The sequence below is a fragment of the Pseudomonas fluorescens genome (assembly GCF_019212185.1).
In the GTDB taxonomy this organism is placed as follows: Bacteria; Pseudomonadota; Gammaproteobacteria; order Pseudomonadales; family Pseudomonadaceae; genus Aquipseudomonas.
This window is the reverse complement of record NZ_CP078138.1, coordinates 3,254,686-3,279,150: the sequence shown is the minus strand read 5'-3', so window position 1 is coordinate 3,279,150 and position 24,465 is coordinate 3,254,686. Positions and strand designations below refer to the sequence as shown.

The 24,465-nt window shown below is 59.1% G+C and carries 21 protein-coding genes and 3 pseudogenes; 15 read left to right on the top strand and 9 right to left on the bottom strand.

What is annotated here, in order from left to right:
* Positions 1 to 66: 66 nt before the first annotated feature.
* A complete protein-coding gene (locus KW062_RS14815; protein WP_027620876.1) occupies positions 67 to 873 on the bottom strand; it encodes a sulfite exporter TauE/SafE family protein in 807 nt (268 codons plus the stop codon).
* 161 nt (positions 874 to 1,034) lie between these two features.
* Here KW062_RS14815 and KW062_RS14810 point away from each other — a divergent pair, with 161 nt between their 5' ends.
* Both KW062_RS14810 and KW062_RS14805 read left to right on the top strand, forming a co-directional pair.
* The gene (locus KW062_RS14810) at positions 1,035 to 1,898 is read left to right on the top strand and encodes an MBL fold metallo-hydrolase (protein WP_105754141.1); all 864 of its coding nucleotides are present in this window, start codon (positions 1,035 to 1,037) and stop codon (positions 1,896 to 1,898) included.
* A 125-nt stretch (positions 1,899 to 2,023) separates the two neighbouring features.
* Positions 2,024 to 2,881: a tyrosinase family protein gene (locus tag KW062_RS14805; protein WP_027620874.1), complete on the top strand. Its 858-nt coding sequence runs from the start codon at positions 2,024 to 2,026 to the stop codon at positions 2,879 to 2,881.
* A 12-nt stretch (positions 2,882 to 2,893) separates the two neighbouring features.
* Here the strand turns inward: KW062_RS14805 and bkdR are convergent, their stop codons facing one another.
* The gene (gene bkdR / locus KW062_RS14800) at positions 2,894 to 3,382 is read right to left on the bottom strand and encodes a Bkd operon transcriptional regulator BkdR (RefSeq protein WP_027620873.1); all 489 of its coding nucleotides are present in this window, start codon (positions 3,380 to 3,382) and stop codon (positions 2,894 to 2,896) included.
* 186 nt (positions 3,383 to 3,568) lie between these two features.
* On the opposite strand from bkdR, the gene KW062_RS14795 reads away from it, so the two are divergent.
* The 5 genes from KW062_RS14795 to KW062_RS14775 all read left to right on the top strand — a co-directional run bounded on the left by KW062_RS14795 (position 3,569) and on the right by KW062_RS14775 (position 9,797).
* On the top strand, positions 3,569 to 4,804 hold the full coding sequence (locus KW062_RS14795) for a 3-methyl-2-oxobutanoate dehydrogenase (2-methylpropanoyl-transferring) subunit alpha (protein ID WP_105754140.1): 1,236 nt from the start codon (positions 3,569 to 3,571) through the stop codon (positions 4,802 to 4,804).
* Position 4,805: 1 nt separating this feature from the next.
* Positions 4,806 to 5,864, top strand: coding sequence for an alpha-ketoacid dehydrogenase subunit beta (locus KW062_RS14790; RefSeq protein WP_027620871.1), 1,059 nt, complete (start codon positions 4,806 to 4,808; stop codon positions 5,862 to 5,864).
* Complete coding sequence (locus KW062_RS14785; protein WP_027620870.1) at positions 5,865 to 7,148, top strand: dihydrolipoamide acetyltransferase family protein; 1,284 nt, start codon at positions 5,865 to 5,867, stop codon at positions 7,146 to 7,148.
* Between the two features lie 3 nt (positions 7,149 to 7,151).
* The gene (lpdA, locus tag KW062_RS14780; protein ID WP_105754139.1) at positions 7,152 to 8,534 is read left to right on the top strand and encodes a dihydrolipoyl dehydrogenase; all 1,383 of its coding nucleotides are present in this window, start codon (positions 7,152 to 7,154) and stop codon (positions 8,532 to 8,534) included.
* A gap of 243 nt (positions 8,535 to 8,777) precedes the next feature.
* Entirely contained in the window at positions 8,778 to 9,797 is a 1,020-nt protein-coding gene (locus tag KW062_RS14775) for a branched-chain amino acid aminotransferase (protein WP_027620868.1), read from the top strand.
* A gap of 56 nt (positions 9,798 to 9,853) precedes the next feature.
* On the opposite strand, the gene KW062_RS14770 is transcribed toward KW062_RS14775, so the two are convergent.
* Entirely contained in the window at positions 9,854 to 10,774 is a 921-nt protein-coding gene (locus KW062_RS14770) for a LysR substrate-binding domain-containing protein (protein WP_105754138.1), read from the bottom strand.
* A gap of 104 nt (positions 10,775 to 10,878) precedes the next feature.
* Here KW062_RS14770 and KW062_RS14765 point away from each other — a divergent pair, with 104 nt between their 5' ends.
* On the top strand, positions 10,879 to 11,487 hold the full coding sequence (locus KW062_RS14765) for a LysE family translocator (protein WP_027620866.1): 609 nt from the start codon (positions 10,879 to 10,881) through the stop codon (positions 11,485 to 11,487).
* 16 nt (positions 11,488 to 11,503) lie between these two features.
* On the opposite strand, the pseudogene KW062_RS14760 reads toward KW062_RS14765, so the two are convergent.
* The 3 genes and pseudogenes from KW062_RS14760 to KW062_RS14750 all read right to left on the bottom strand — a co-directional run.
* Positions 11,504 to 11,659, bottom strand: a pseudogene (locus tag KW062_RS14760) (FKBP-type peptidyl-prolyl cis-trans isomerase); the annotation flags it as partial.
* Between the two features lie 233 nt (positions 11,660 to 11,892).
* Positions 11,893 to 12,684 (bottom strand): metal-binding protein, encoded by a 792-nt coding sequence (locus KW062_RS14755; RefSeq protein WP_256350768.1) that lies wholly within the window; start codon positions 12,682 to 12,684, stop codon positions 11,893 to 11,895.
* 77 nt (positions 12,685 to 12,761) lie between these two features.
* Positions 12,762 to 13,280, bottom strand: a complete 519-nt coding sequence (locus tag KW062_RS14750) for a hypothetical protein (protein ID WP_146118210.1) — start codon at positions 13,278 to 13,280, stop codon at positions 12,762 to 12,764.
* Positions 13,281 to 13,527: 247 nt separating this feature from the next.
* Here KW062_RS14750 and KW062_RS14745 point away from each other — a divergent pair, with 247 nt between their 5' ends.
* Together KW062_RS14745 and KW062_RS14740 are read left to right on the top strand one after the other, a co-directional pair.
* Positions 13,528 to 13,791, top strand: coding sequence for a hypothetical protein (locus KW062_RS14745; protein ID WP_105754135.1), 264 nt, complete (start codon positions 13,528 to 13,530; stop codon positions 13,789 to 13,791).
* Between the two features lie 12 nt (positions 13,792 to 13,803).
* The gene (locus KW062_RS14740) at positions 13,804 to 14,574 is read left to right on the top strand and encodes a hypothetical protein (protein ID WP_105754134.1); all 771 of its coding nucleotides are present in this window, start codon (positions 13,804 to 13,806) and stop codon (positions 14,572 to 14,574) included.
* A gap of 171 nt (positions 14,575 to 14,745) precedes the next feature.
* Here the strand turns inward: KW062_RS14740 and KW062_RS14735 are convergent, their stop codons facing one another.
* Complete coding sequence (locus tag KW062_RS14735) at positions 14,746 to 15,330, bottom strand: hypothetical protein (RefSeq protein ID WP_146118209.1); 585 nt, start codon at positions 15,328 to 15,330, stop codon at positions 14,746 to 14,748.
* A 565-nt stretch (positions 15,331 to 15,895) separates the two neighbouring features.
* Positions 15,896 to 16,081: pseudogene (locus KW062_RS14730) on the bottom strand (FKBP-type peptidyl-prolyl cis-trans isomerase); the annotation flags it as partial.
* Positions 16,082 to 16,229: 148 nt separating this feature from the next.
* Between KW062_RS14730 and KW062_RS14725 the strand changes: the two are divergent.
* Together KW062_RS14725 and KW062_RS14720 are read left to right on the top strand one after the other, a co-directional pair.
* Entirely contained in the window at positions 16,230 to 18,041 is a 1,812-nt protein-coding gene (locus KW062_RS14725; RefSeq protein ID WP_105754132.1) for a monovalent cation:proton antiporter-2 (CPA2) family protein, read from the top strand.
* 25 nt (positions 18,042 to 18,066) lie between these two features.
* Positions 18,067 to 19,167: a DNA alkylation repair protein gene (locus KW062_RS14720; protein WP_105754131.1), complete on the top strand. Its 1,101-nt coding sequence runs from the start codon at positions 18,067 to 18,069 to the stop codon at positions 19,165 to 19,167.
* Here the strand turns inward: KW062_RS14720 and KW062_RS14715 are convergent.
* Positions 19,164 to 20,057 (bottom strand): LysR family transcriptional regulator, encoded by an 894-nt coding sequence (locus tag KW062_RS14715; RefSeq protein ID WP_027620862.1) that lies wholly within the window; start codon positions 20,055 to 20,057, stop codon positions 19,164 to 19,166. The two genes, KW062_RS14720 and KW062_RS14715, sit on opposite strands and share 4 nt — an antisense overlap.
* Positions 20,058 to 20,190: 133 nt before the next feature.
* Between KW062_RS14715 and KW062_RS14710 the strand changes: the two are divergent.
* The 3 genes and pseudogenes from KW062_RS14710 to KW062_RS14700 form a co-directional block, all read left to right on the top strand.
* Positions 20,191 to 21,786: pseudogene (locus KW062_RS14710) on the top strand (GMC family oxidoreductase); the annotation flags it as partial.
* Positions 21,787 to 21,967: 181 nt separating this feature from the next.
* Entirely contained in the window at positions 21,968 to 23,590 is a 1,623-nt protein-coding gene (locus tag KW062_RS14705) for an MFS transporter (RefSeq protein ID WP_027620861.1), read from the top strand.
* A gap of 490 nt (positions 23,591 to 24,080) precedes the next feature.
* Positions 24,081 to 24,359, top strand: a complete 279-nt coding sequence (locus KW062_RS14700) for a hypothetical protein (RefSeq protein ID WP_081786423.1) — start codon at positions 24,081 to 24,083, stop codon at positions 24,357 to 24,359.
* The last annotated feature ends 106 nt before the right edge of the window (positions 24,360 to 24,465 follow it).

Below are 24,465 nucleotides of genomic sequence, written 5' to 3'. Positions count from 1 at the left end.
CAAGACCGGGCCGGGCCTGGGCCCGGGACTTTGGGCTTAGGCCGCTGGAAGGCAGCGACCCACGACTCAGTAAGCGGCCTTGAAGGCCATGTACCCCGCCACCAGTACACAGACGCTGGCAAAGCCCAGTTGCAGGGCGCGGGCCGGAACCCGGGCGCAAAGCCTGCGACCCAGCACCATGCCGACGATGCTGGCGACAATAAAGGCCACCCCCAGCCGGTCGATACGTACGCCGGCATGCAAGGCGCCGATCACCCCAATCGCAGAGATCAGGCTGATCACCATCAACGAAGTGGCGACGATGCCGCGCATCTGTACATCGGTCAGTTGCTTGAACGCCGGGACAATCAGAAAGCCCCCTCCCACCCCCAGCAATCCGGAGACCACGCCCGTCACCGCGCCCAGGGTAGCCAGGGTCGCGGTGCACTTGGCGGTCCAGGAAAAGCGCCCGGTGTGTTGGTCGAGCATGCAGTTCTTCTGGCCCCAGTTGGCATGGCCATGATCGTTCGGCCCGGCGTCCAGCCGCTCACGGCGGAGCATGCGTGCGGCCACCAGGAGCATCAGCAGACTGAACAGGATCATCAGGATCTTTTCCGAGAGTTGATGCGCGAAATAGATGCCCAATGGCGAAAACAGCGCGCCCAACAGGGCAATCAACAGCGCCGCGCGGTAACGCACCAGGCCGTGGCGCAGGCCGTCGATGGCGCCCACCGCCGCCGCGCTGCCCACTGCGAACAACGCCACCGGGGCTGCGTCGGTCATGCTCCAACCAAGGCCGAGCACCAGCGCCGGCACCGCGAGGATGCCGCCACCGGCCCCGGTCAAGCCCAGGACCAACCCCATCACCACGCCAAACAGACTTGCCAGCAACATAAAACACTCGTCTTTCAGGGACAAAAGCCGGGAGCGCCCGGTATCGATGCACGACAGTCTAAATCCCGCACTGCTGTTTTACCTGCGGATATGCCGTCGAACTGGTCAATCGAGTAAAAATCCTACTAACCTCTGGGCTTGACCTGACCGGAGCGGACCTTATGCCCGCCTTGTTCCAAGCTTTTTTCGACGACGCCTCCAAGACCTGCACCTACGTGGTCTACGAACAGGAAGGTGGTGCCTGCGCGATCGTCGATCCGGTGCTCGACTACGACCCGGCCTCGGGCCGTACGGGTACCGGCGAGGCTGACCGAGTGATCCGCTTCGTGCACGCACATCGCTTGCAGGTGCAATGGCTGCTGGAGACCCACGCCCATGCCGATCACCTGTCCGCGGCGCCATACCTGCGCCGCGAACTGGGTGGACGAATCGGTATTGGCCAGCACATCGGCACGGTGCAGAAGGTGTTCAAGCAGCTGTTCAACCTCGAAGCCGAGTTTTCGGTGGATGGCTCACAGTTCGATCACCTGTTCGCCGCCGATGAACCATTCGCCATCGGCAACATGACAGCCAAAGCCCTGCATGTACCCGGCCATACCCCGGCGGACATGGCCTACCTGATCGACAATGACTCGATCCTGGTCGGCGACACGCTGTTCATGCCCGACGTCGGCACCGCCCGCTGCGACTTCCCCGGCGGTGATGCCCGGCAGCTATACGCCTCGATCCAGCGCCTGCTGGCCTACCCGCCCGCCACCCGCCTGTACGTTTGCCACGACTATCCACCGACCGGCCGCGAGCTGCAGTGCCAGAGCAGCGTGGCCGAACAACGGGCGCACAATATTCATGTGCACGACGGCATCGATGAAGCGGCTTTCGTCGAGATGCGCACCCAACGGGATGCCGGGTTGGGTATGCCGACGCTTTTACTGCCAGCCATTCAGGTCAATGTGCGGGCCGGGAATTTGCCAACCGCGGAAGGCAATGGTGTGAGGTACTTGAAGATTCCTCTCGATTCAATATGAGAAACGTCTTCTAACTCACTGATAGGTAACAATTCCTATCATCTCCGACGACAGTGATGAACTTGGAATCAAGGACACATGCGCACACACTCCATTGGCCAATCAATCAATGGAGCTTTACCGGAATGGATTTTCGTCGTAATCACAGTGACATGACGCCGCAACAGAAAAGCGACTTCATCAATGCCATCCTGCTGCTGAAAAACAACGTGGGCAGCGTGCTCCGTCCGGGCCTGCAGAGTCGCTACGATGACTTTGTGCAGATCCACAAGAACTCAATGGGAGCTGGTAACCCACTGGTACCCAACCCCCATCGCAGCCCCTTGTTCTACCCGTGGCACCGCGTGTTCCTGCGCCAGTTTGAGGTGGCCTTGCAAACCGCTGCGGGCAATCCCGGCATTACCCTGCCCTATTGGAACTGGCAACTCACCGGCAAGGAAAATCCCTTTACCCAGGCATTCCTGGGCGGCAACGGTGACAACTCCCAGGAACAGCGGGTAACCGGCGGGCCTTTTTCCAGGGAGCATTCGCAGTTCATCGTGGCTGTCTGGGACAACGGCGTCGGCAATACGGGGATACGCCGCGATCTCGGCGCGACAGGCAGTTTGCCGTCGCCGGAGCAAATTATTGCAACGCTGAACCGGACGCCTTATTGGAGCCTGGAGAACGGCTGGGAAAACTTTTCCGAGACCGATCTTCATAATCCGGTGCATGCCTGGATAGGTGGCGACATGGCAACAGCCTCCTCGCCCAACGATCCGATATTTTTCCTGCACCACTGTTACCTCGACCTGCTGTGGGAACGCTGGAGACTGCAACACCCCAACGTTGAGTCTTTCCCACAGCGACCTGACGAAGCGGATATGAACGAAACCCTGCTGGTATTTAATCCTGTCAACGAACCGGCGCCCTGGGTGCAGACCTACACCGTGCGCCAGACGTTGTTCACTGAAAATCTTGACTACCGCTATGTCGATATCTGATCGGCATGCCGCTCAATTGCCCAGGGTCATGCCATTGGCCGGCAACGGCAGTGCGGTCTTGTAGCGCACCTGCTTGAGGGCAAAACTGGAACGGATGTTGGCCACACCCGGCACCTTGGTCAGGAAGTCCATCATGAATCGTTCCAGCGACTGAATGGTCGGCACCAGCACCCGGATCAGGTAGTCCGGGTCGCCGGCCATCAGGTAACACTCCATCACCTCCGGGCGGTCGGCGATGGCTTCTTCAAAGTGCTGCAACGCCTCTTCCACCTGCTTTTCCAGGCTGACGTGGATGAACACATTAACGTGCAGACCCAGCAGGTCGGCATCCAGCAGAGTCACCTGCTCGCGAATCAGCCCCAGTTCTTCCATGGCCTTGACCCGGTTGAAACAGGGGGTGGGCGACAGGTTGACCGAGCGGGCCAGGTCGGCATTGGTGATGCGTGCGTTCTCCTGAAGGCTGTTGAGAATGCCGATATCGGTACGGTCCAGTTTACGCATGAGACGAAATCACCTGTTTTTTATGTTTATGCAGTTTTTTTATCCTCAAATGATCTTTCATGCAACGAAACAGAGATAAATATTCTTCTGCGGCGGGCCTATGATTGTTGTAGGACAAGATTCATCCGACCCGGACGAAAACTGTCAGCTCACTACAAGAAATTCACAAGATCGAGCGTAGAAGCCATGACCCAAGCGTATGAACCGCTGCGTCTTCACGTGCCTGAACCCTCGGGCCGTCCTGGATGCAAAACCGACTTCTCCTACCTGCACCTGACCGATGCCGGCACGGTGCGCAAGCCCCCCATCGACGTAGAACCGGCTGACACCGCCGACCTGGCCCGTGGCCTGATCCGTGTGCTCGATGACCAGGGCAACGCCCTGGGCCCGTGGGCTGAAGGGGTGCCGTCCGAGATCCTTCGCAAGGGCATGCGCGCCATGCTCAAGACGCGGATCTACGACAACCGCATGGTGGTCGCCCAGCGTCAGAAAAAAATGTCGTTCTATATGCAGAGCCTTGGCGAAGAAGCCATCGGCAGCGCTCAGGCCCTGGCCCTGAACATCGATGACATGTGCTTCCCGACCTATCGCCAGCAAAGCATCCTGATGGCCCGAGAGGTGCCGCTGGTGGACCTGATCTGCCAACTGCTGTCCAACGAGCGCGATCCGCTCAAGGGTCGCCAGTTGCCGATCATGTACTCGGTCAAGGACTTCGGCTTCTTTACCATTTCCGGCAACCTCGCCACCCAATTCATCCAGGGCGTGGGCTGGGGCATGGCCTCGGCGATCAAGGGCGACACCAAAATCGCCTCGGCCTGGATCGGCGACGGTGCCACCGCCGAGTCGGACTTCCACACCGCCCTGACCTTTGCCCACGTGTACCGCGCGCCGGTGATCCTCAACGTGGTCAACAACCAGTGGGCCATTTCCACCTTCCAGGCGATTGCTGGCGGTGAAGCCACCACCTTTGCCGGACGTGGCGTGGGTTGCGGCATCGCCTCGCTGCGGGTCGACGGCAACGACTTTGTCGCGGTGTATGCCGCTTCCGCCTGGGCGGCAGAGCGCGCACGGCGCAACCTCGGCCCGACCATGATCGAATGGGTCACCTACCGCGCTGGTCCGCACTCGACCTCCGACGATCCCTCGAAATACCGTCCGGCCGATGACTGGAGCCACTTCCCGCTGGGTGACCCGATTGCCCGCCTGAAGCAGCACCTGGTGAAAATCGGCCAGTGGTCCGAAGAGGAACACAGCGCCGTCAGCGCCGAACTGGAAGCCGAAGTGATCGCCGCGCAGAAACAGGCCGAGCAGTACGGCACCCTCGCCGGCGGGCAGATTCCGAGCGCCGCGACCATGTTCGAGGACGTCTATAAAGAGATGCCGGAGCACTTGAAGCGCCAGCGTCAAGAGTTGGGGATCTGAGATGAACGATCACAACAACCATATCGAGCTGGAAACCGCCATGACCACCACTACCATGACCATGATCCAGGCCCTGCGCTCGGCCATGGATGTGATGCTTGAGCGAGACGATAACGTCGTGGTGTTCGGCCAGGATGTCGGCTATTTCGGTGGCGTGTTCCGCTGCACCGAAGGCCTGCAGAATAAGTACGGCACCTCGCGGGTGTTTGATGCGCCAATCTCGGAAAGCGGCATCGTCGGCGTTGCTGTCGGCATGGGTGCCTACGGCCTGCGTCCGGTGGCGGAAATCCAGTTCGCCGACTACGTCTACCCGGCTTCCGACCAGATCATTTCCGAAGCCGCGCGCCTGCGTTATCGCTCGGCCGGCGAATTCACCGCGCCCATGACCTTGCGCATGCCATGCGGCGGCGGCATCTACGGTGGCCAGACCCACAGCCAGAGCATCGAGGCGATGTTCACCCAGGTCTGCGGCCTGCGCACCGTGATGCCGTCCAACCCCTATGACGCCAAGGGCCTGCTGATCGCCTCCATCGAAAACGATGACCCGGTGATCTTCCTTGAGCCCAAGCGCCTGTACAACGGCCCGTTCGACGGTCACCACGACCGCCCGGTAACGCCGTGGTCGAAACACCCGGCCGCACAGGTCCCTGACGGTTACTACACGGTGCCGCTGGACGTGGCCGCGATTACCCGTCCGGGCAAGGCCGTGACCATCCTGACCTACGGCACCACCGTTTATGTCTCGCAAGTGGCCGCCGAGGAAGCCGGCATCGATGCCGAAGTCATCGACCTGCGCAGCCTGTGGCCGCTGGACCTGGAGACCATCGTCAAGTCGGTGAAAAAGACCGGCCGCTGCGTAGTCGTCCACGAAGCGACCCGCACCTGCGGTTTCGGTGCCGAGCTGGTGGCACTGGTGCAGGAGCATTGCTTCCACTACCTGGAAGCGCCGATCGAGCGCGTCACCGGTTGGGACACCCCCTACCCGCACGCGCAGGAGTGGGCGTATTTCCCAGGGCCGTCCCGAGTGGGCGCGGCGTTGAAACGGGTCATGGAGGTCTGAATGGGCACGCACGTTATTAAAATGCCGGACATTGGCGAAGGCATTGCAGAAGTGGAACTGTCGGTCTGGCACGTCAAGGTCGGCGACATGGTGGTGGAAGACCAGGTGCTGGCCGATGTCATGACCGACAAGGCGATGGTGGATATTCCCTCGCCGGTGCATGGCAAGGTGATCGCCCTGGGCGGTGTGCCCGGTGAAGTCATGGCCGTGGGCAGCATCCTGATCAGCATCGAAGTCGAAGGTGCGGGCAACTATAAGGAGTCCGCGCAACCGGCTGTGGCAGCACCAGCGGCCAAGGCCGAAGTCGAGGCTCCTAAAGCCGCTCCGGCGCCCAAGGTCGAGCCAGCCGTCAGCAAGCCGGCTGCCGCCTGCCGCCCAGCGCCCCAGGCGCCGGTGGCGCGGGAAGCCAACGAACGTCCGCTGGCCTCCCCGGCGGTGCGCAAGCACGCCCTGGATGCCGGTATCCAGTTGCGTCTGGTACAGGGCAGCGGCCCGGCTGGTCGCATCCTTCACGAAGACCTCGACGCCTATCTGGCACAGGGCCCGGTGAGCGCTTCGACAGGCGGTGCGAGTTACAGCGCACGGCATGACGAAGAGCAAATCCCGGTGATCGGCATGCGCCGCAAGATTGCCCAGCGCATGCAGGACGCTACCCAGCGCGCGGCGCATTTCAGTTATGTCGAGGAAATCGACGTGACTGCCGTGGAAGAGTTGCGTGCGCACCTCAACGAAAAACACGGTGCGAGTCGCGGCAAGCTGACCTTGCTGCCGTTCCTGGTGCGCGCCATGGTCGTCGCCCTGCGCGACTTCCCGCAGATCAACGCCCGCTACGACGACGAAGCCCAAGTCATCACTCGCCTTGGCGCGGTGCACGTGGGCATCGCCACCCAAGCCGACATCGGCCTGATGGTGCCGGTGGTGCGTCACGCCGAAGCCCGCAGCCTGTGGGACAGCGCCGCGGAAATCACCCGCCTGGCCACCGCCGCGCGCAACGGCAAAGCCAGCCGCGACGAGCTGTCGGGTTCGAGCATCACCCTGACCAGCCTTGGCGCCCTCGGCGGCATCGTCAGCACGCCGGTGCTGAACCTGCCGGAAGTGGCAATCATCGGGGTCAACAAGATTGTCGAGCGGCCGATGGTCATCAAAGGCCAGATCGTCATTCGCAAGATGATGAACCTCTCCAGCTCCTTCGATCACCGGGTGGTCGATGGCATGGACGCGGCGCTCTTCATCCAGGCCCTGCGTGGCCTGCTCGAACAACCCGCTACGCTGTTTGTGGAGTAAGGCATGCAGACTCTGAACACCACGCTGCTGATCATCGGCGGCGGTCCCGGCGGTTACGTGGCGGCGATTCGCGCCGGCCAGTTGGGGATCAACACCATCCTGGTCGAAGGCCAGGCGCTGGGCGGCACTTGCCTGAACATCGGCTGCATTCCCTCGAAAGCGCTGATCCATGTCGCCGAACAGTTTCACCAGACTCAAAAGCACAATCAGTATTCGGCGCTGGGCATCACTGTCGCTGCGCCGAGCCTCGACATCAGCAAGAGCGTCGAGTGGAAGGACGGCATCGTTGATCGCCTGACCACCGGCGTCGCCGCCCTGCTGAAAAAACACAAGGTCCAGGTGATTCATGGCTGGGCCAAAATCGTTGATGGCAAGACCGTCGACGTCGGCGACACGCGGATCCAGTGCGAACACCTGCTGCTGGCTACCGGCTCGAAATCTGTCAATCTGCCGATGCTGCCAATCGGTGGACCGATCATCTCTTCTACCGAAGCCCTGGCGCCCAAAAGCCTGCCAAAACGCCTGATCGTGGTCGGCGGCGGCTACATCGGCCTGGAGCTGGGAATTGCCTATCGCAAGCTGGGCGCCGAGGTCAGCGTGGTCGAAGCCCAGGAGCGCATCCTGCCGGCTTACGACGCTGAACTGACCCAGCCGGTACAGGAAGAGCTGAAAAAGCTCGGTGTGAAGCTTTACTTGAAACATAGCGTTCAAGGCTTTGATTCAAAAGACAATACCTTGCAAGTTCTGGATCAGAATGGCCACACCTTGAACCTGGAGACCGACCAGGTGCTGGTGGCGGTGGGCCGCAAGCCCAACACCCAGGGCTGGAATCTGGAAGCGCTGAACCTGCAAATGAATGGCGCGGCGATCCTGATCGATAACCGTTGCCAGACCAGCATGCGCAATGTCTACGCCATTGGCGACCTGAGTGGCGAACCGATGCTCGCGCACCGCGCCATGGCTCAGGGTGAGATGGTCGCGGAGCTGATCAGCGGCAAATCCCGGGAGTTCAACCCGACGGCGATTGCCGCGGTGTGCTTCACCGATCCGGAACTGGTGGTGGTCGGCAAGACCCCGGACGACGCCAAGGCCGCCGGCCTGGACTGCATCGTCGCGAACTTCCCGTTCGCCGCCAATGGCCGGGCGATGACCCTGGAATCGAAAAGCGGCTTCGTGCGCGTGGTCGCCCGCCGCGACAATCACCTGATTGTCGGCTGGCAGGCGGTAGGCGTCGGGGTTTCGGAGTTGTCCACCGCCTTCGGCCAGAGCCTGGAAATGGGCGCACGCCTGGAAGACATCGCCGGCACCATCCATGCCCACCCGACACTAGGTGAGGCGGTGCAGGAAGCGGCGTTGCGGGCACTTGGCCACGCACTGCACCTGTAATTCAGGGTGATTGATGGCGGCAGAGATGACCTCTTCGCGAGCAGGCTCGCTCCCACAGGAGGAATGCATTTCAAATGTGGGAGCGAGCCCGCTCGCGAATTCTCGAAGGCAACTCGATTTATCTGCCCGTCATCCGATCGTACGGGCTGCGAAACCGGCCCGGAATGAAGTATTGTTGTGCCCATCCAGAAAAACGTCAGAAGCTTGAGCCACTCAGGCGATTGTTAAGTGATAGAGGGTGTCATGGGTAACGAGAGCATCAATTGGGACACGCTGGGTTTTGACTACATCAAGACTGACAAGCGCTATCTGTCGCACTTTCGCAATGGCGAGTGGGACAAAGGCAGCCTGACCGACGACAATGTGCTGCACATCAGCGAAGGCTCCACCGCTCTGCACTACGGCCAGCAATGCTTCGAAGGCCTGAAGGCCTATCGTTGCAAAGACGGCTCGATCAACCTGTTCCGCCCGGACCAGAACGCCCAGCGCATGCAACGCAGCTGTGCGCGCCTGCTGATGCCGTTCGTCGAAACCGAACAGTTCATCGAAGCCTGCAAGGCCGTGGTTCGCGCCAACGAGCGTTTCATTCCGCCTTACGGCACTGGCGGCGCGCTGTACCTGCGTCCGTTCGTGATCGGCGTCGGTGACAACATCGGCGTGCGCACTGCACCCGAGTTCATCTTCTCGATCTTCGCCATCCCGGTCGGTGCCTACTTCAAGGGCGGCCTGACCCCGCACAACTTCCTGATCTCCAGCTTCGACCGTGCCGCTCCCCAGGGCACCGGCGCGGCCAAGGTCGGTGGCAACTACGCCGCCAGCCTGATGCCAGGTTCGGAAGCGAAGAAGGCGAAATTCGCCGACGCCATCTACCTCGACCCGATGACCCACTCGAAAATCGAGGAAGTCGGTTCGGCCAACTTCTTCGGTATCACCCACGACGACAAGTTCGTGACGCCGAAGTCGCCATCGGTCCTGCCGGGCATCACCCGCCTGTCGTTGATCGAGCTGGCGAAATCGCGCCTGGGCCTGGAAGTGGTCGAAGGCGACGTGCTGATCGACAAGCTGTCGGACTTCAAGGAAGCCGGCGCCTGCGGTACTGCTGCGGTGATCACGCCAATCGGCGGTATCAGCTACAAAGACCACCTGCACGTGTTCCATAGCGAAACCGAAGTCGGCCCGATCACCCAGAAGCTCTACAAAGAGCTGACTGGTGTGCAGACCGGCGACGTCGAAGCGCCAGCGGGCTGGATCGTCAAGGTCTAAGCAACGCTTGAAACGCTGAAAAGCCCGCCCCTCGCGCTTGCGTCGGGCGGGCTTTTTTATGGCTGCGCTGGTTGCGTTGACCCTTGCCCAACCTGCTCCAGGCAGACCGGCTGGGCCACCAGCCAGTCGACAAACAGCCGCGCCTGCGCCGACCCCGACCCGGCAACCGCGAAGTAATAGTCCGGCAGCGGCATGCGCAACGCCGGCAGCGGGCAGACCAGGCGACCGCTGGCCAGATGGCTGCCGAGCAATGAGGTCGGACACAAGGCCACGCCCTGCCCCTCGACCGTGGCTTCCAGCACCCGGTGCATGTGCTCGAACTGGCGCGTTTGTTGGCCGATCGGACGGGCCTGCCCCAGGTACATCGCCCAGTTGTGCCAATCCTCACGACGCGCCTTGGCCGTGAGCAAACTGTGCTGCGCCAGCGCATGGAAATCCGCCAGGCCCTGGCGGGCCAGCAGCGAAGGCGCTGCCACCAGCACCAGTTCGTCGGTAAACAAGGGTTGGGCATCCAGCCCGGGGGCCCAGTCATCGCGACCGCGGCGAATCACCACGTCAAACTCATCGCGCGCCTGATCCGGGGCCAGTGTCTGGGTAATGACCTGCGGGGTGATATGCGGATGGCGTGCAGTGAAGTCGTGCAACCGGGGCTCCAGCCACAGCAAGGCAAAGGATGGGCGGACGTTGATCTTCACCGTCGGCCTCGCGGCCTGCTGCTTCAACGCAGCCGCCCCCTGGGCAATTTGTTCAAGACCGGCGCTGACCTGCTCATAAAAGCGCTGGCCGGCGGGCGTCAGCAGCGATTGACGCACGCGCCGTTCGAACAGCAGCACACCGAGGTGCGCTTCCAGCAATTTGATATGACGGCTGACTGCGCTGTGGCTGACATGCAGCTCCTCGGCCGCCAGGCTGAAGCTCTGGTGACGTGCGGCAACGGCGAAGGCACGAACGGCATTTAAGGGGGGTAATGGATTCATGCGTCTAATTTAGTCACCTATGCCGTGCATTTAAAGCGTTTGTCAGCGTTTGCGGGTAACGCCACTGTGCCTGCGTCCACTCGCCGTTTATCAAGGAGCTCATCATGCACAGCTACGGATTGTTTCTGTTGTTCGCCACCCTGACGGTCCTCAGCCCGGGACCAGGCGTGCTGCTGACCCTGTCGAATGCCCTGCGCCATGGTTTCTGGGGCGCGTTGCCGGGAATCCTCGGCATTGCCTCAGGCGCCTTTGTCGTCGCGGCCATCAGTGCCACCAGCGTCGGCCTGGTCCTCAGCACTTCGGCCCAGGCCTTTACCGTATTGAAGTACGCCGGCGCCGCTTACCTGCTGTACCTGGGTATCAAAAGCTGGCGTGGCGGCAACTTCAGTGCGCGCCTGCATGCCCGCCCCTCCCGGCCGGGCTATCGGTTCCTCGAAGCCGCGTCGATCCAGTTTCTCAATCCCAAGGCGATTTTCTTTTTCCTCGCCGTGTTTCCGCAATTCATCGACCCGGGCCTGGCGTTTCGCCCGCAGTTCCTGGCCCTGGTCGGTTCATACGCGGTGGTGGTGATTCTGGTACACAGCGGCTACGCCCTGCTGGCGAATGCCGCCAAAGGCTGGCTGTCGAGCGAAAAAGGTGCCTGGATCGCGGCGAAAGTCTCGGGCGTGACCTTCACCGGATTTGGTCTGTTGATGGCCTCGGCCAGTCGCTGAGCCCGCCGCGTAAATCTCAATCGTCGCGGGTCAGCACTTCCAGCAGTTCAATCTCGAACCTCAGGTTCGAGTTGGGCGGGATGCTGCCCACGCTGCGTTCGCCATAACCCAGGTGCGCCGGCACCCGCAGCTCGCGCTTGCCACCGACCTGCATCCCGATGATGCCCTGGTCGCAGGTATTTTGTTTGTTACATCTCGATTTAATGAGACGAAAACCCAGCGAGCTAGGCTGGGCTTGGGGTGTAACAGGCTCATGGCCTTCAATCGTCTGCATCTTCCTCAGACATCGGCTCATCACCTTGTTCGGGTCGTAGCCCCATTCGTCCCAGTTACCGGGATCGTTGTCATGTATGCCGCTTGGTGACGCCTTAGACCATGTAGCCAAACGGCATACAACACAATCCGTCATCCTTTGATTGGATAGCTAACAATGGCCTGAGCACTAGACATCGCCATCATCTGGTTGCCTGACAAGCCAATGAGTGGGAAGCCCGAATATGGGAAATGCCCTGAAGACAGGTTCACAAAAAGTCGGTCGTCAGTAAGCTCTACTTTAGTGGCACCAGATGGGTAAATTCCTTTGCCCTTTTCGGTAATGGAAAATGCAAGCGGGAAGAATGAAAGCACACTGATCATGCATAGATTCCCATGATTCCAGCAACCAAACATCTTGGCACTCAAGTGATGGCGATGAGGATAAAACCAACAATACAAATCGTGAGTGTTTTCTATTGCAGCATCATCACCCATAACAAACTTTTGCAGCGGTGTGAAATATGGCGCATCCACCGGTTCTCTTTTACACTCATCAACCGTGGTGGCCGAGAGAACGTGGCCAATCATTGCACGACAAAAGCGCACAGCATCAAATGGAAGCGTGACGTAGCTAAGAGGGCTATTAGCGTAGGTGAAGTAATGAGCCACAAGCTTGGTAAGCTCCTTGTAGACCCTTGCCACTTCTTGGTCATTTGCACCTAGATGATTGCTATTGCAACTCTTGCAAATGGTTTTGAATTTGCTGCCATTTGGCGACTTCACGCCTTTGACTGGGACCGGATCAACCCCCATTATTTCAGTCAAATGCACTTGCTCAACCTTATTGATTGAAATGCTACCCTGTGGCGGTACATGATCCCAACTGAGCCTGCCGTAGCTACCACATATCAAACAGTAGCCTTGGACAATCTCAGTGTGCATGCGTCGCTCAGTCAACCTCTTAGTAAAATCTCCCATAACCACTTCTCCATGTGCGAAAGACTAACCTAGTGGACCGATCAGATTTTACCAAGGCTTTCCAAGTGCAGATAATACGCCCTACCTCGTGGGGTTAGATGGAAGAAATTCCTAGTCAAGCGATCATTATCAATCAAGCCACGATTATATAGTTGCTCTAGAGCATGTTCTGTAGCTATACGAGGCATACCTAACGACAGAAAAGAATCCCAATCTATCGAATGACCTAAGTTTGCCCCTCTTCCAACTAGGGAGAACAGCTTTAACTCAGCTGACGATAAGCCGCTTGTATCTCGATCATCGTTATTAGCATTCTTGAAGTGGTTCCAAAAAGCAAAGCAGAGCACCGAAACCACAAGAAACAAGACGACACAGAGCAGGATCAACTGCCACCGGAAGATACCAACCTCAGCAGTGAACCAGCTGCCAAAGCTAGCTAGAGCTGCCAGCACCTTTGCTGTGAATGTGCCTGCATCACCAGAGAGCCAATCAGGCAGCTTGCCATTTTCGATGAGGTAATTGCCGAGCGTACCCGCAGCACCGAGAAGACCCAGCCACACCCAAGTTCGCACCCTCCCTAAGCTACCCCTCACGTCCATCAGCTATCCCCAAGCATGGCAAACGGCCATTGTATCATGCAGCTGGAGGCTCCAGGCAGCACGGACGAGGCTCTTCTTGATGTTCGTAGCAGCTTCTGTATGTGCGAATGCCCTTTCGAGCAGAAAGTGCTCCGAGCAGATGAATATAATTGCAGCAACTAAAGCCCTTAGATAGACTCGGCCTAAATCTGACCATCAACGGTGAAACATGAAAACTTACAGCTATAAACCCTTCTACCAAGGGCCAACCCCAACCAACCCAATGCGGGATGAACTATCTGATGATGAACAAGAGCAGAGACTTGATGCATTCTATGCAGATATTTTAACTAACTTTGAGGATGTAGGCTGCACAGTGAAAAGGAACAGCGTTGGCTTGATTAGCATTACAACAGATATGCCAGAGAAGGATTGCCACGAAATTGTGAAAGGGCTGCTAATCAGCCTAGACCTGCGTGCGGACAAACTTTAAGGGAATCAACAGATGAGGCGTGTAGCAGTGGAAGCTAGCACCAAGCAGCAGAACACAGTCAAGAACTGGGCACCTATCGCTATCATTGCATTGATCACCTGCACAACGGCAGTGGCTGCCCCTTGGCTCTGGCAATTCTCTGCATCCGGCTTGAGTAGTAGCACTAGTGATTGGGGTGTGTTTGGTGACTACTTCGGGGGCGTGCTATCAACTGTAATCTCTGCTCTTGGATTCATTGGCATCATAGCCACCATCAAAACTCAATCAGAAACCATTTCTACACAGCTCTCTGGCATCGCTCAGGAAAAGGAAATTCGAGACGATGAGGTGTACAGCAAACAATCTCTTGAGTGCTTGAACGAAGCATACAAAAAACTTTTATCCCCTGATGGTGGCTTGTACAAAAATAGGATTGCTTGGCTGGAGTCTGCACGACTGATCGTCATCGCACAGAATCTAGCTGAGAAGATCAGAAGCGATAGCATGCGATACACGTATAAAGCAGCAGAAAAGTTGATTCGCTCAAAATTCAGCACCATTCTGAACCCTGACATACATCCAGAGACAATGCAGCCATCATACTTCTGTGAAATGGATTGGGCACGCGGGAAGGAAGGTAAAGGCCAGGAGCCGATAGAAAAGACTTCTGTCTACGTCATTTATACATTTGCAAGCTGGCAAAGTGATGATCAAGATGAATTGGATTCCATTAAAGACATCATTGATTTCAAACATATTAATCAGAGGTACTTTGGCGCCCGACAGTTCCTTGAACATGGCTAGGGCGAAATTTATAGCTATCCCCGCCCGCTGGTGCGGGGTACGGGGTACGGGGCACATTTGGATGTTGAGCTGAGACAAATCAGGAAAGCAGGGATACCCCTGCAATCCGAAAAGATACAGATAGATCGCTCAAAGGCTTGCTCAGAGCTTTGCAAACCAGCCAAGAGCGCCTCAAAGCTTGGAGGCGGCCTCCTTGATACCTTTTTGACCCTCTGTAGTAGCCTTGGCGGCTGCCTTTTCACTAAATATAGTCAGAGAGCTGGTATCAATATCATCGCTGTACCTGCTGAGCACCATAGTAATATTGACGCCCTGCCAGTAGAGCTTGTCATTATCAAATGTGGCCCCAGCCTTTGTCTTAACAACCTCTTTGCGAGCCATACTAGGCTTACCGTACTTCTGAATTAACAAATCACGAAATTTTGCAAACTGATCCGCATAAGTTGTGAGTCGCATGTATTGGATGCTGGAATCAACAATCTTGACGGACATTCTCAGGTTATCAATGCCAACTTCCGGCAGCCCCCATACGTCGTATAGTTCCTCAGAAAGAGACTTCCAGCAAAGCTCTGTCGGAAGCTGATAACCAGAGGGGCATTGCCTCACATCGTACTTGAGGTTTCCTTCAAGATTAATTCCCATGAAAGCAGTAGGTTCTTGCTGCCACTTAGGAGGTGCTGAACTTTTACTCGCAGCAAAACAACCGCCTGCAAAAATAGCCGATGCCACAACAGCGATACCTATACTCAACTTCATGTCAAAACAACCTCCTAAGCTTAAGGTGAAAACACTCTATCACAACCAGAAACCACCAACATCAAAATGACATCACGCAATGCACTGGCACTGAAAGCCCTGCCCGCCCGCCGTGGGAGACGACCTCTTGCACGGAGGGATTGTTTCTGGCATGGAACAGGTGAATGCAGTACTGTTTGGGAAACTAGGTTTTGAGCGAGAGATATCAAGCCACAAACGACTACCCAATGGGAATTGTTCTTAATCTGAAAAAGAACACTAGGCACTATTGGTGTTCACCCTCATACCTTCTTGAACGTCACAACAAGTGCCAACATCGAGCGACGAACAGTTGTAGGACTCCACTCACCACCACGACTAGCGAAGAGTGCTTGAGCATTCAGTACATCAGCGAGAGCCTGAAGCGTAGACGCCCCTTGTAGAGAGCAGCGAGCACATGAGGTGCCAACTTGACCTGACGGCCCCGCACCTTTGGACTGTTCGCATTCTGTGGAGATTTCTCTTGCTTGGCCTTTCTAGCCAACACAAGGTTATTAGAGCGAAGTTCTTCCATTACAACGCGTGACTCCCAGCCCTTGATCACCCGTCCGGTGCCGATCACACACTGGAACGGCTTGCCGCGACTCCAGGAGGAATCGAACTCGCTGCCGTCCTCCAGCCAACCGCGGTACTGGGTGGTGATCAACGCGCCTTTGACAGCCTTTTTACCCTCACCCACTACCAGGTCGATGATCTGTAATTCTTCGTTCATTGCCGCTCTCGCCTGTCATACGCCTTAATTAATCAGCCGCGATACTTACCGACCCATGCAGTGAATGCAACACGCCGTTACACTGCGCTTCGAAGTACACGGAATCCGTTCCGTGCTCAGCCTATACAAGCCCCCCCAGGAGTGATCGATGCACGAGGAAGGAAGCCTGTTGCAGGCCGCCGTGGTTTTTCTGTTTGCCGCCGTACTCACGGTACCGCTGGCCAAACGCCTGCAACTGGGCGCTGTGCTCGGTTACCTTCTGGCCGGTCTGATCATCGGGCCGTCGGTGCTCGGCTTGATCGGCAACCCGCAAAGCGTGATGCACATTTCCGAGCTGGGCGTGGTGTTGCTGTTGTTCATCATTGGCCTGGAGTTGTCGCCACGACGTCTGTGGGTGATGCGTAAGGCGGTGTTCGGCGTCGGCCTGGCCCAGGTGCTGCTGACCGCCTCGTTGATCGGCGTACTGGCGTTCTACGTGTTTGGCCAGAAACTCAACAGTGCCATCGTGCTCGGTCTTGGTCTGGCGTTGTCGTCTACGGCCCTGGGCCTGCAAAGCCTGGCCGAACGCAAGGAGCTGACCAGCCCCCACGGGCGCCTGGCCTTTGCCATCCTGCTGTTCCAGGACATCGCGGCAATCCCGCTGATCGCCATGGTCCCGGCCCTGGCCGGCCGCAGCGACACCACGACCACCGCCGAAGAAATCAACCATGCCCTGCAAGTGTTCGGCAGCATTGCCGTGGTGGTGGTCGGCGGGCGCTACCTGTTGCGCCCAGTGTTTCGCATCGTCGCCAAAAGCGGCTTGCCGGAGGTTTCTACCGCCACCGCCTTGCTGGTGGTGATCGGCACCGCCTGGCTGATGGACGAGGTAGGCGTGTCGATGGCCCTCGGCGCATTTCTCGCCGGCTTGCTGCTGGCCGACTCAGAGTACCGTCACGAACTGGAAGCGCAGATCGAGCCGTTCAAGGGCCTGCTGCTCGGGCTGTTCTTCATGAGTGTGGGCATGGGTGCCAACCTCGATTTGCTGTTCAGCGCGCCGCTCGCCGTGCTGGGCATGACCCTGCTGCTGATTTCGGTAAAACTGCCGCTGCTGTACCTGGTCGGCAGCCTCGCCGGCGGCCTCAACCGCTTGAGCGCGATACGCCTGGGGGTGGTGCTGGCTGCCGGCGGCGAGTTCGCCTTCGTGGTGTTCAAGATGGGCCGCGACCATAATCTGTTCGATGCAAGGCTGTATGACATGCAGGTGCTGACGATTACCCTGTCGATGGCGATCACCCCGCTGTTGATGCTGATGTGCGCCCGTCTGGCGAAAACCAAGGTCGAACCGGTGGCCGTGCCGCCGCACCTGCGCGAGATCGACACCGACGCGCCGCGGGTGGTGATTGCCGGCATGGGCCGTATGGGGCAGATCGTCGCGCGGATCCTGCGGGCGCAGAAAATCGAATTCGTCGCCCTCGACACGTCGGTGGAGACCATCGAGTTGTCGCGCAGCTTCGGTGGCGTGCCGGTGTTCTACGGCGACCCGATGCGCCCGGAAATCCTCAGCGCGGCCAAGGTCGGCGAAGCGGAGTTCTTCATCATCGCCACCGACGATCCGCAAACCAACATCAAGACCGCCGAACTGGTGCGCAAGCTCTACCCGCACATGAAAATCATCGCCCGCGCCCGCAACCGCCAGCACGTGCACCGTTTGATGGACCTCGGTGCCGACGCCGTGCGCGAAACCTACTACTCCAGCCTGGAAATGAGCCGCCGCACCCTGCGCGGCCTGGGTTTGAGCCAGGCCCAGGCCGACGCGCGGATCAAGCTGTTCAGCCATCACGATGAACAGGTCCTGGAAGCCCAGCACGCGATCTACGACGACGCGGCCAAGGTGCTGCAAACCGCCCAGGAGTCACGCGCCGAGTTGGCGCGCTTGTTCGAGGCCGACCAGATCCAGGACGATGCCGGAAAACGCCTGTGATCCGCCATTTGCCAGGGAGCTCCACATGAGTGATAGCCAATCCGCACCGGCGCTGAAGGAAATCTTCAACGCCGAACGTTTCGCCCATATCGCCGACGAAGTGCGCGCCGTGTATCCGCGTTTCGATCGTAAAGCGTTCCTCGACATGGCCAACGACGGTCTGGCGCAACGTTCGGTGATGCAGCGCATGGCGCGCACCAGCGAGTGCCTGCATGCCGTGCTGGGCCTGGACTACGAGCAGGCCCTGGAGGTGCTCGAGGCGCTGGCTCCACGACTCAACAGCGGTTTCGTCAGCATGTTCCTCGCCGACTACGTGGCAACCTACGGCGCCCATGACTTCGCCCGCTCCATGGAGGCGCTGAAGTATTTCACCCGTTTTGGTTCTTCAGAGTTTGCCGTTCGGCATTTTCTGCGCAGTGATTTGCAGCGCGGCTTGGCGCTAATGCATGAATGGTCGCTGGACAATAACGAGCATGTCCGTCGCCTCGCCAGCGAAGGCAGCCGGCCACGCCTGCCCTGGTCGTTTCGCCTCGAAGCGGTGCAGGCTGATCCGTCGCTGGCGGCGTCGATTCTCGACAACCTCAAGCGCGACAGCAGCCTGTACGTGCGCAAATCGGTGGCCAACCACCTCAACGACATCACCAAGGACCATCCGGCCTGGGCCCTCGACGTTATTGAAGGCTGGTCACTGGAAGACCCACGCACCGCCTGGATCGCCAAACACGCCCTGCGCAGCCTGATCAAACAGGGTGATTTGCGGGCGCTGACGGTCATCGGTGCCGGGGCCAAGCCGCAAGTGAAGATTCACAGGCTCAAGGTCGAGCCAGCAGTGATCAGCCTCGGCGAGGGCATCACCCTGTCGCTCGAACTGCAATCCACCGCCGACCAGGACCAGCGCCTGGTGGTGGATTACGCCATCGAGTACGTCAAGGCTTCCGGCGCGACCTCGGCCAAGGTGTTCAAGCTCAAGGGCCTGGCCCTGCCCGCTCACGCCCGCCAGACTTTGAGCCGCGCCCAGCAGATTCGCGACATGACCACCCGCAAGCACTATGCCGGCAGCCACGCGGTGCACATCATGGTCAATGGTGAGCGACTGGCGAGCACCGCCTTCGAAATCCGCGACTAAAGATCCGGCCCGAGCAACAGGCCCTGTTCCGAGTCACACAGTTGCACGACGTAATCCCAGAGCAGGCGCAGGCGTACCGATTTGTGCAACTCGCGCCGGGTACTCATCCAGTAACTGCGCTGGATGCGCTCGGCAGGGAGTAACGCTACCAACTGCGGGTCGCCGCTGGCCAGATAGCACGGCAGCACCGCGATGCCCAGGCCGGCGCGTGCCGCCTGTTGTTGGGCGATCACGCTGGTGCTGTGGAACACCACCCTGGGGTTGCGACAGAAGCTGTTGAGGAACATCAATTCCTGGCTATACAGCAGGTCGTCGACATAACCGATCCAGGCATGCTGGCCTAGGTCTTCGCGACTGCGCAGCGGCGGCGCACGGTCGAGATAGTCTTGACTGGCGTACAGCGCCAGACGGTAATCGGTGAGTTTGCGGGTCACCAGCATGTCCGCCGCCGGGCGCTCCAGATGGATGCTGATCTCGGCTTCGCGGTTGAGAATGCTGACAAAGCGCGGCACCGCCACCAACTCCACCTCAAGCCCCGGGTAACGTTCGAACAGTCCTTGCATGCGGCTGGCGAGGAACATGATGCCCAGGCCTTCGGTCACCCCCAGGCGAATCTTGCCCAGGGGCGCGCTCGACTGGGTGATTTCCTCTTGGGCCTGTAAGGCCACGTTTTCCATGGCCTCGGCGTGTTTAAGCAGGGCTTCGCCGGCCGGCGTCAGTTGGTAACCCTGGGCGTGCTGGACGAACAACGCGGTACCGAGGCTCTGTTCGATCGCTTCGATGTGCCGTGCCACCGTGGCGTGGGTGGTTTTCAGGCGCTTGGCCGCCGTCAGCAGCCGCCCGCTGCGCTGCAATTCGAGAAAAAACCGTAAGTCATTCCAGTCGAACATGGACCGTCCTTGTGTCACGTCTGAGGGTGATTGTTTATAAACGCACAGCAGCTGCGTAAAAACTAACATTCTTTTGTCGAAAGCTAACAACTAGGATCAAGCGCAATAAGAACAACAAGCAGTGAGGTCAGGGATGCAACCTGCCGTTGATGGATACGATTACATCGTGGTCGGCGCCGGTCCCGCCGGTTGCCTGTTGGCCAACCGGCTCAGCGCCAACCCGCAGCACCGGGTCCTGTTGCTCGAGGCCGGTGGCCGCGATAACTATCCGTGGATTCACATTCCGGTCGGCTACTTGTTCTGCATCGGCAATCCGCGCACCGACTGGTGTTTCAAGACCGAGGCGCAGGACGGCCTGCAGGGCCGCAGCCTGAGCTACCCTCGGGGCAAGGTGCTCGGTGGCAGCTCATCGATCAACGGCATGATCTACATGCGCGGCCAGGCCGGCGACTATGATCGCTGGGCCGCTGACGGCAACCCGGGCTGGAGCTGGAACGAGGTACTGCCACTGTTCCGCCAGAGCGAAAACCATTTTGCCGGTGACTCGGAGTTTCACAGCGCCGGCGGCGAGTGGCGAGTCGAACGCCAGCGCCTGTCATGGCCGATCCTCGATGCTTTCCGCACGGCCGCCGAACAGACCGGCATCGCCAGCATCGACGATTTCAACCGGGGCGACAATGAAGGCTGCGGCTACTTCCAGGTCAACCAGAAAGCCGGGGTGCGCTGGAATGCCGCCAAGGCCTTTCTCAAACCGGCGGCCCAGCGTCCCAACCTGACGGTGCTGACCGGGGTCGAGGTGGATCGGGTGCTGCTGGAAAACGGCCGGGCGAGCAAGGTGGTTGCGCGCTGGCAGGGCCAGTCGAAAAGCTTCAGCGCACGCCGGGAAATCATTCTCAGTGCTGGCTCCGTCGGCTCGCCAGGGATTCTCCAGCGCTCCGGCATCGGCCCTGTCGACCTGCTCAAACGCCTGGGGATCAATGTCGTACACCCACTCAACGGCGTCGGTGGCAACCTGCAGGATCACCTGCAACTGCGGCTGATCTACCAGTTGGAAAATGCCCGCACCCTGAACCAGATCGCTGGCAGTTTGTGGGGCAAGATGGGCATGGGCTTGCGCTACCTGTACAACCGCAGCGGTCCGCTGTCGATGGCCCCCAGCCAACTCGGCGCCTTTGCCCGCTCCGGCCCTGAACAAACATCGGCGAACCTTGAATACCACGTGCAACCGCTGTCCCTGGAGCGCTTTGGCGAGCCCTTGCATGCCTTCCCGGCGTTCACCGCCTCGGTCTGCGACCTGCGCCCGCAAAGCCGTGGACGTATCGACATCCGCTCGGCCGACCCGCAGCAGGCGCCGCTGATCCAGCCCAACTACCTGAGCCATCCCGAGGACCTGCGTGTCGCCGCCGACGCCATCCGCCTGACCCGGCGCATTGTCGCCGCCCCCGCGCTACAGCCGTTCAAACCGGTGGAGTACCTGCCGGGCGCTGCCTTGCAGACCGAGGAACAACTGCACGAAGCCGCCGCACGAATAGGCACGACTATCTTCCATCCAGTGGGCACCTGCCGCATGGGCCAGGACGCCGATGCCGTGGTCGATGCCGAGTTGCGAGTGCACGGGATTCCCGGCCTGCGCATCGCCGACGCCTCGATCATGCCGCGCATCACCTCGGGCAACACCTGCTCACCGACGCTGATGATCGCCGAAAAAGCTGCCCAACTGATCCTCGCCACATCGACTGCAACCACCACCTCTGTAGGAGCGAGCCTGCTCGCGAAAAACGTCAACGATAACGCGGCCATTCTGAAGGAACGCAGCGCCCTTGAGTTCTTCGCGAGCAGGCTCGCTCCCACAAAAAAAGAGCACGCAACACCAGTGAAACAACAATAAATACACACTGTGAGGGATCGATATGTCAGAGCAAGCGCAAGCAGTCGCCGGCACGCTCAGTACCGGCACCAGCAAGGAAACCCAGAAAGTCATCTTCGCCTCGTCCCTGGGGACGGTGTTCGAGTGGTATGACTTCTTTCTCTACGGCGCCCTCGCGGCGGTGATCAGCAAGCAGTTCTTTGCCGGGGTCAACGACACCACGGCCTTCATCTTCGCGCTGATGGCGTTCGCCGCCGGCTTTGTCGTGCGCCCCTTCGGCGCGCTGGTGTTCGGCCGTCTCGGCGACATGATCGGGCGTAAATACACCTTCCTCGCCACCATCATCCTGATGGGCGTGGCGACCTTTGCCGTCGGTCTGCTCCCTACCTACGCCAGCATCGGCATCGCTGCACCGATCATCCTGGTGGTGCTGCGCATGCTCCAGGGCTTGGCCCTGGGCGGCGAATACGGCGGCGCCGCAACCTACGTCGCCGAACATGCACCGATCGGCAAACGCGGTTTCCATACCAGCTGGATTCAATCCACCGCGACCCTGGGGCTGTTGCTGTCATTGCTGGTGGTGCTCGGCTGCCGTTACTTCACCGGTGACCAGTTCGAAGTCTGGGGCTGGCGCATCCCGTTCCTGCTGTCGATCGTGCTGCTGGGCATTTCTACCTGGATTCGCCTGAGCCTGCATGAGTCGCCGGCCTTCCTGAAAATGAAAGAGGAAGGCAAGTCCTGCAAGGCACCGATCCGCGAGTCGTTCGGCAACTGGCAGAACCTCAAGGTGGTGCTGATTGCCCTGTTCAGCATCAATGCCGGGCAAGCCGTGACCTTCTATGCGGCGCAGTTCTACGTGCTGTTTTTCCTGACCCAGTTCCTCAAGATGGACCCGGCACTTGCCAATACCTTGCTGATTATCAGCGTGGTGATCGGCGCGCCATTTTTCATCTTCTTCGGCTGGCTGTCCGACCGGGTCGGGCGCAAGCCGATCCTGATGCTCGGCCTGCTGCTGGCCACCGTGCTGTACTTCCCGATCTTCAAATCCCTGGCCCACTACGCCAACCCGGCCATCGACCGGGCCAGCCAACAGGCGCCAATCACCGTACTGGCCGATCCGGCCACCTGCACCTTCCAGTTCGACCCGGTGGGCAAGGCGCGCTTCGATAGCCCTTGCGACAAGGTCAAGACCTTCCTGGTCAAGCAGGGCCTGCCTTACAGCAGCGTTGCCGCGCCAGCTGGCAGCGGCGTGCAAGTGAGCATCGGCGAGATCAAAATCGATGGCTATGACGAAGCCGCCTTGCGCGGTGCGGTAACCCTGGCCGGCTACCCGCAGGCGGCTGACGCCCAGCAAGTGAACAAAGGAATGATCGTCGCCCTGATCGTCGCCCTGATCATCATTTCCGCCATGTGCTACGGCCCGCTGGCGGCGCTGATGGTCGAACTGTTCCCGACGCGCATCCGCTACACCTCAATGTCCCTGCCTTACCACATCGGCAACGGCTGGTTCGGCGGCTTCCTGCCCACCGTGTCCTTTGCCCTGGTGGTGTACACCGGCGATATCTTCTACGGCCTGTGGTACCCGGTGCTGATTACGGCAGTGAGCCTGGTGGTGGGCATGTTGTGCCTGCGTGAAACCAAGGATGTCGATCTGGAAAAAAACTGATCGCGTTGACTGAGGTTGCCTGAACTGTAGGAGCAGCCGGGCGGCGATCCGTCTGCTCGCGAAAGACCTGAGACCGCCGTGGGCTTTCAGGTTGCGCGCGTTATCATTGACGTTCGCCGCGAGCAGGCTCGCTCTTACAATTAACCTCCACCACTGTCATATATCCGTCATATATCAGTCATATGTACGGAACAACTTTCAGAAATCTGTTGTTACCTGTCTAAAAGCCAAACAAAGCCCATTAATGGTTTGACTCGGCAAACTCGCCTGAGTACATTGCGCGGGTTGGCCAGCCCAACCTTTTTTCAACTCAACAAAGAATTCAATGGACACAGTATCTAGACGCTGCCCGGCTATTGCCAATGTGCAAGGCCGGGCATTCAACAATGCAACTGACGGGACTCGACAGCCCCGGTCAGGCAAGCTGCGCTAGAGCCTGAGCTCCAACGTGGCATGCCGCGCCGGTGTCTGTCCGGTCGCGAGGCATGTCATGAACCTTATCAGCACACTCATCCCTGGTTCCCGCGCTTTTATCAAGGCGCTGCGGATCAAGCCATGCCGCGAGCCTACGCTTATCGCGCGCCCACTGTGCCCCCCTTCTCCCTTGCGCCTGCAGCCTCGTCTGCGTGGCCATTGGCGTGTCTGCCCGGTCAGCGGGCAACGCCAGCAACGCTGGGGCTATGCCGCCAGCCTTGAGCCCCCGAGTCGCTACTTCGCGCGCCTGCTGCAACCGCCGGGCCTGGGCCGTGGGGCGCGCACTTTCAGTTGATCTGAAAGTTATATTCAATATTTTAACCAGCGTTTTCCTTATTAAGGAATTCGACAACTTTTTATTGCCTGTAAAAAGCGAGAAACACTATGGATGACCCAAGTAG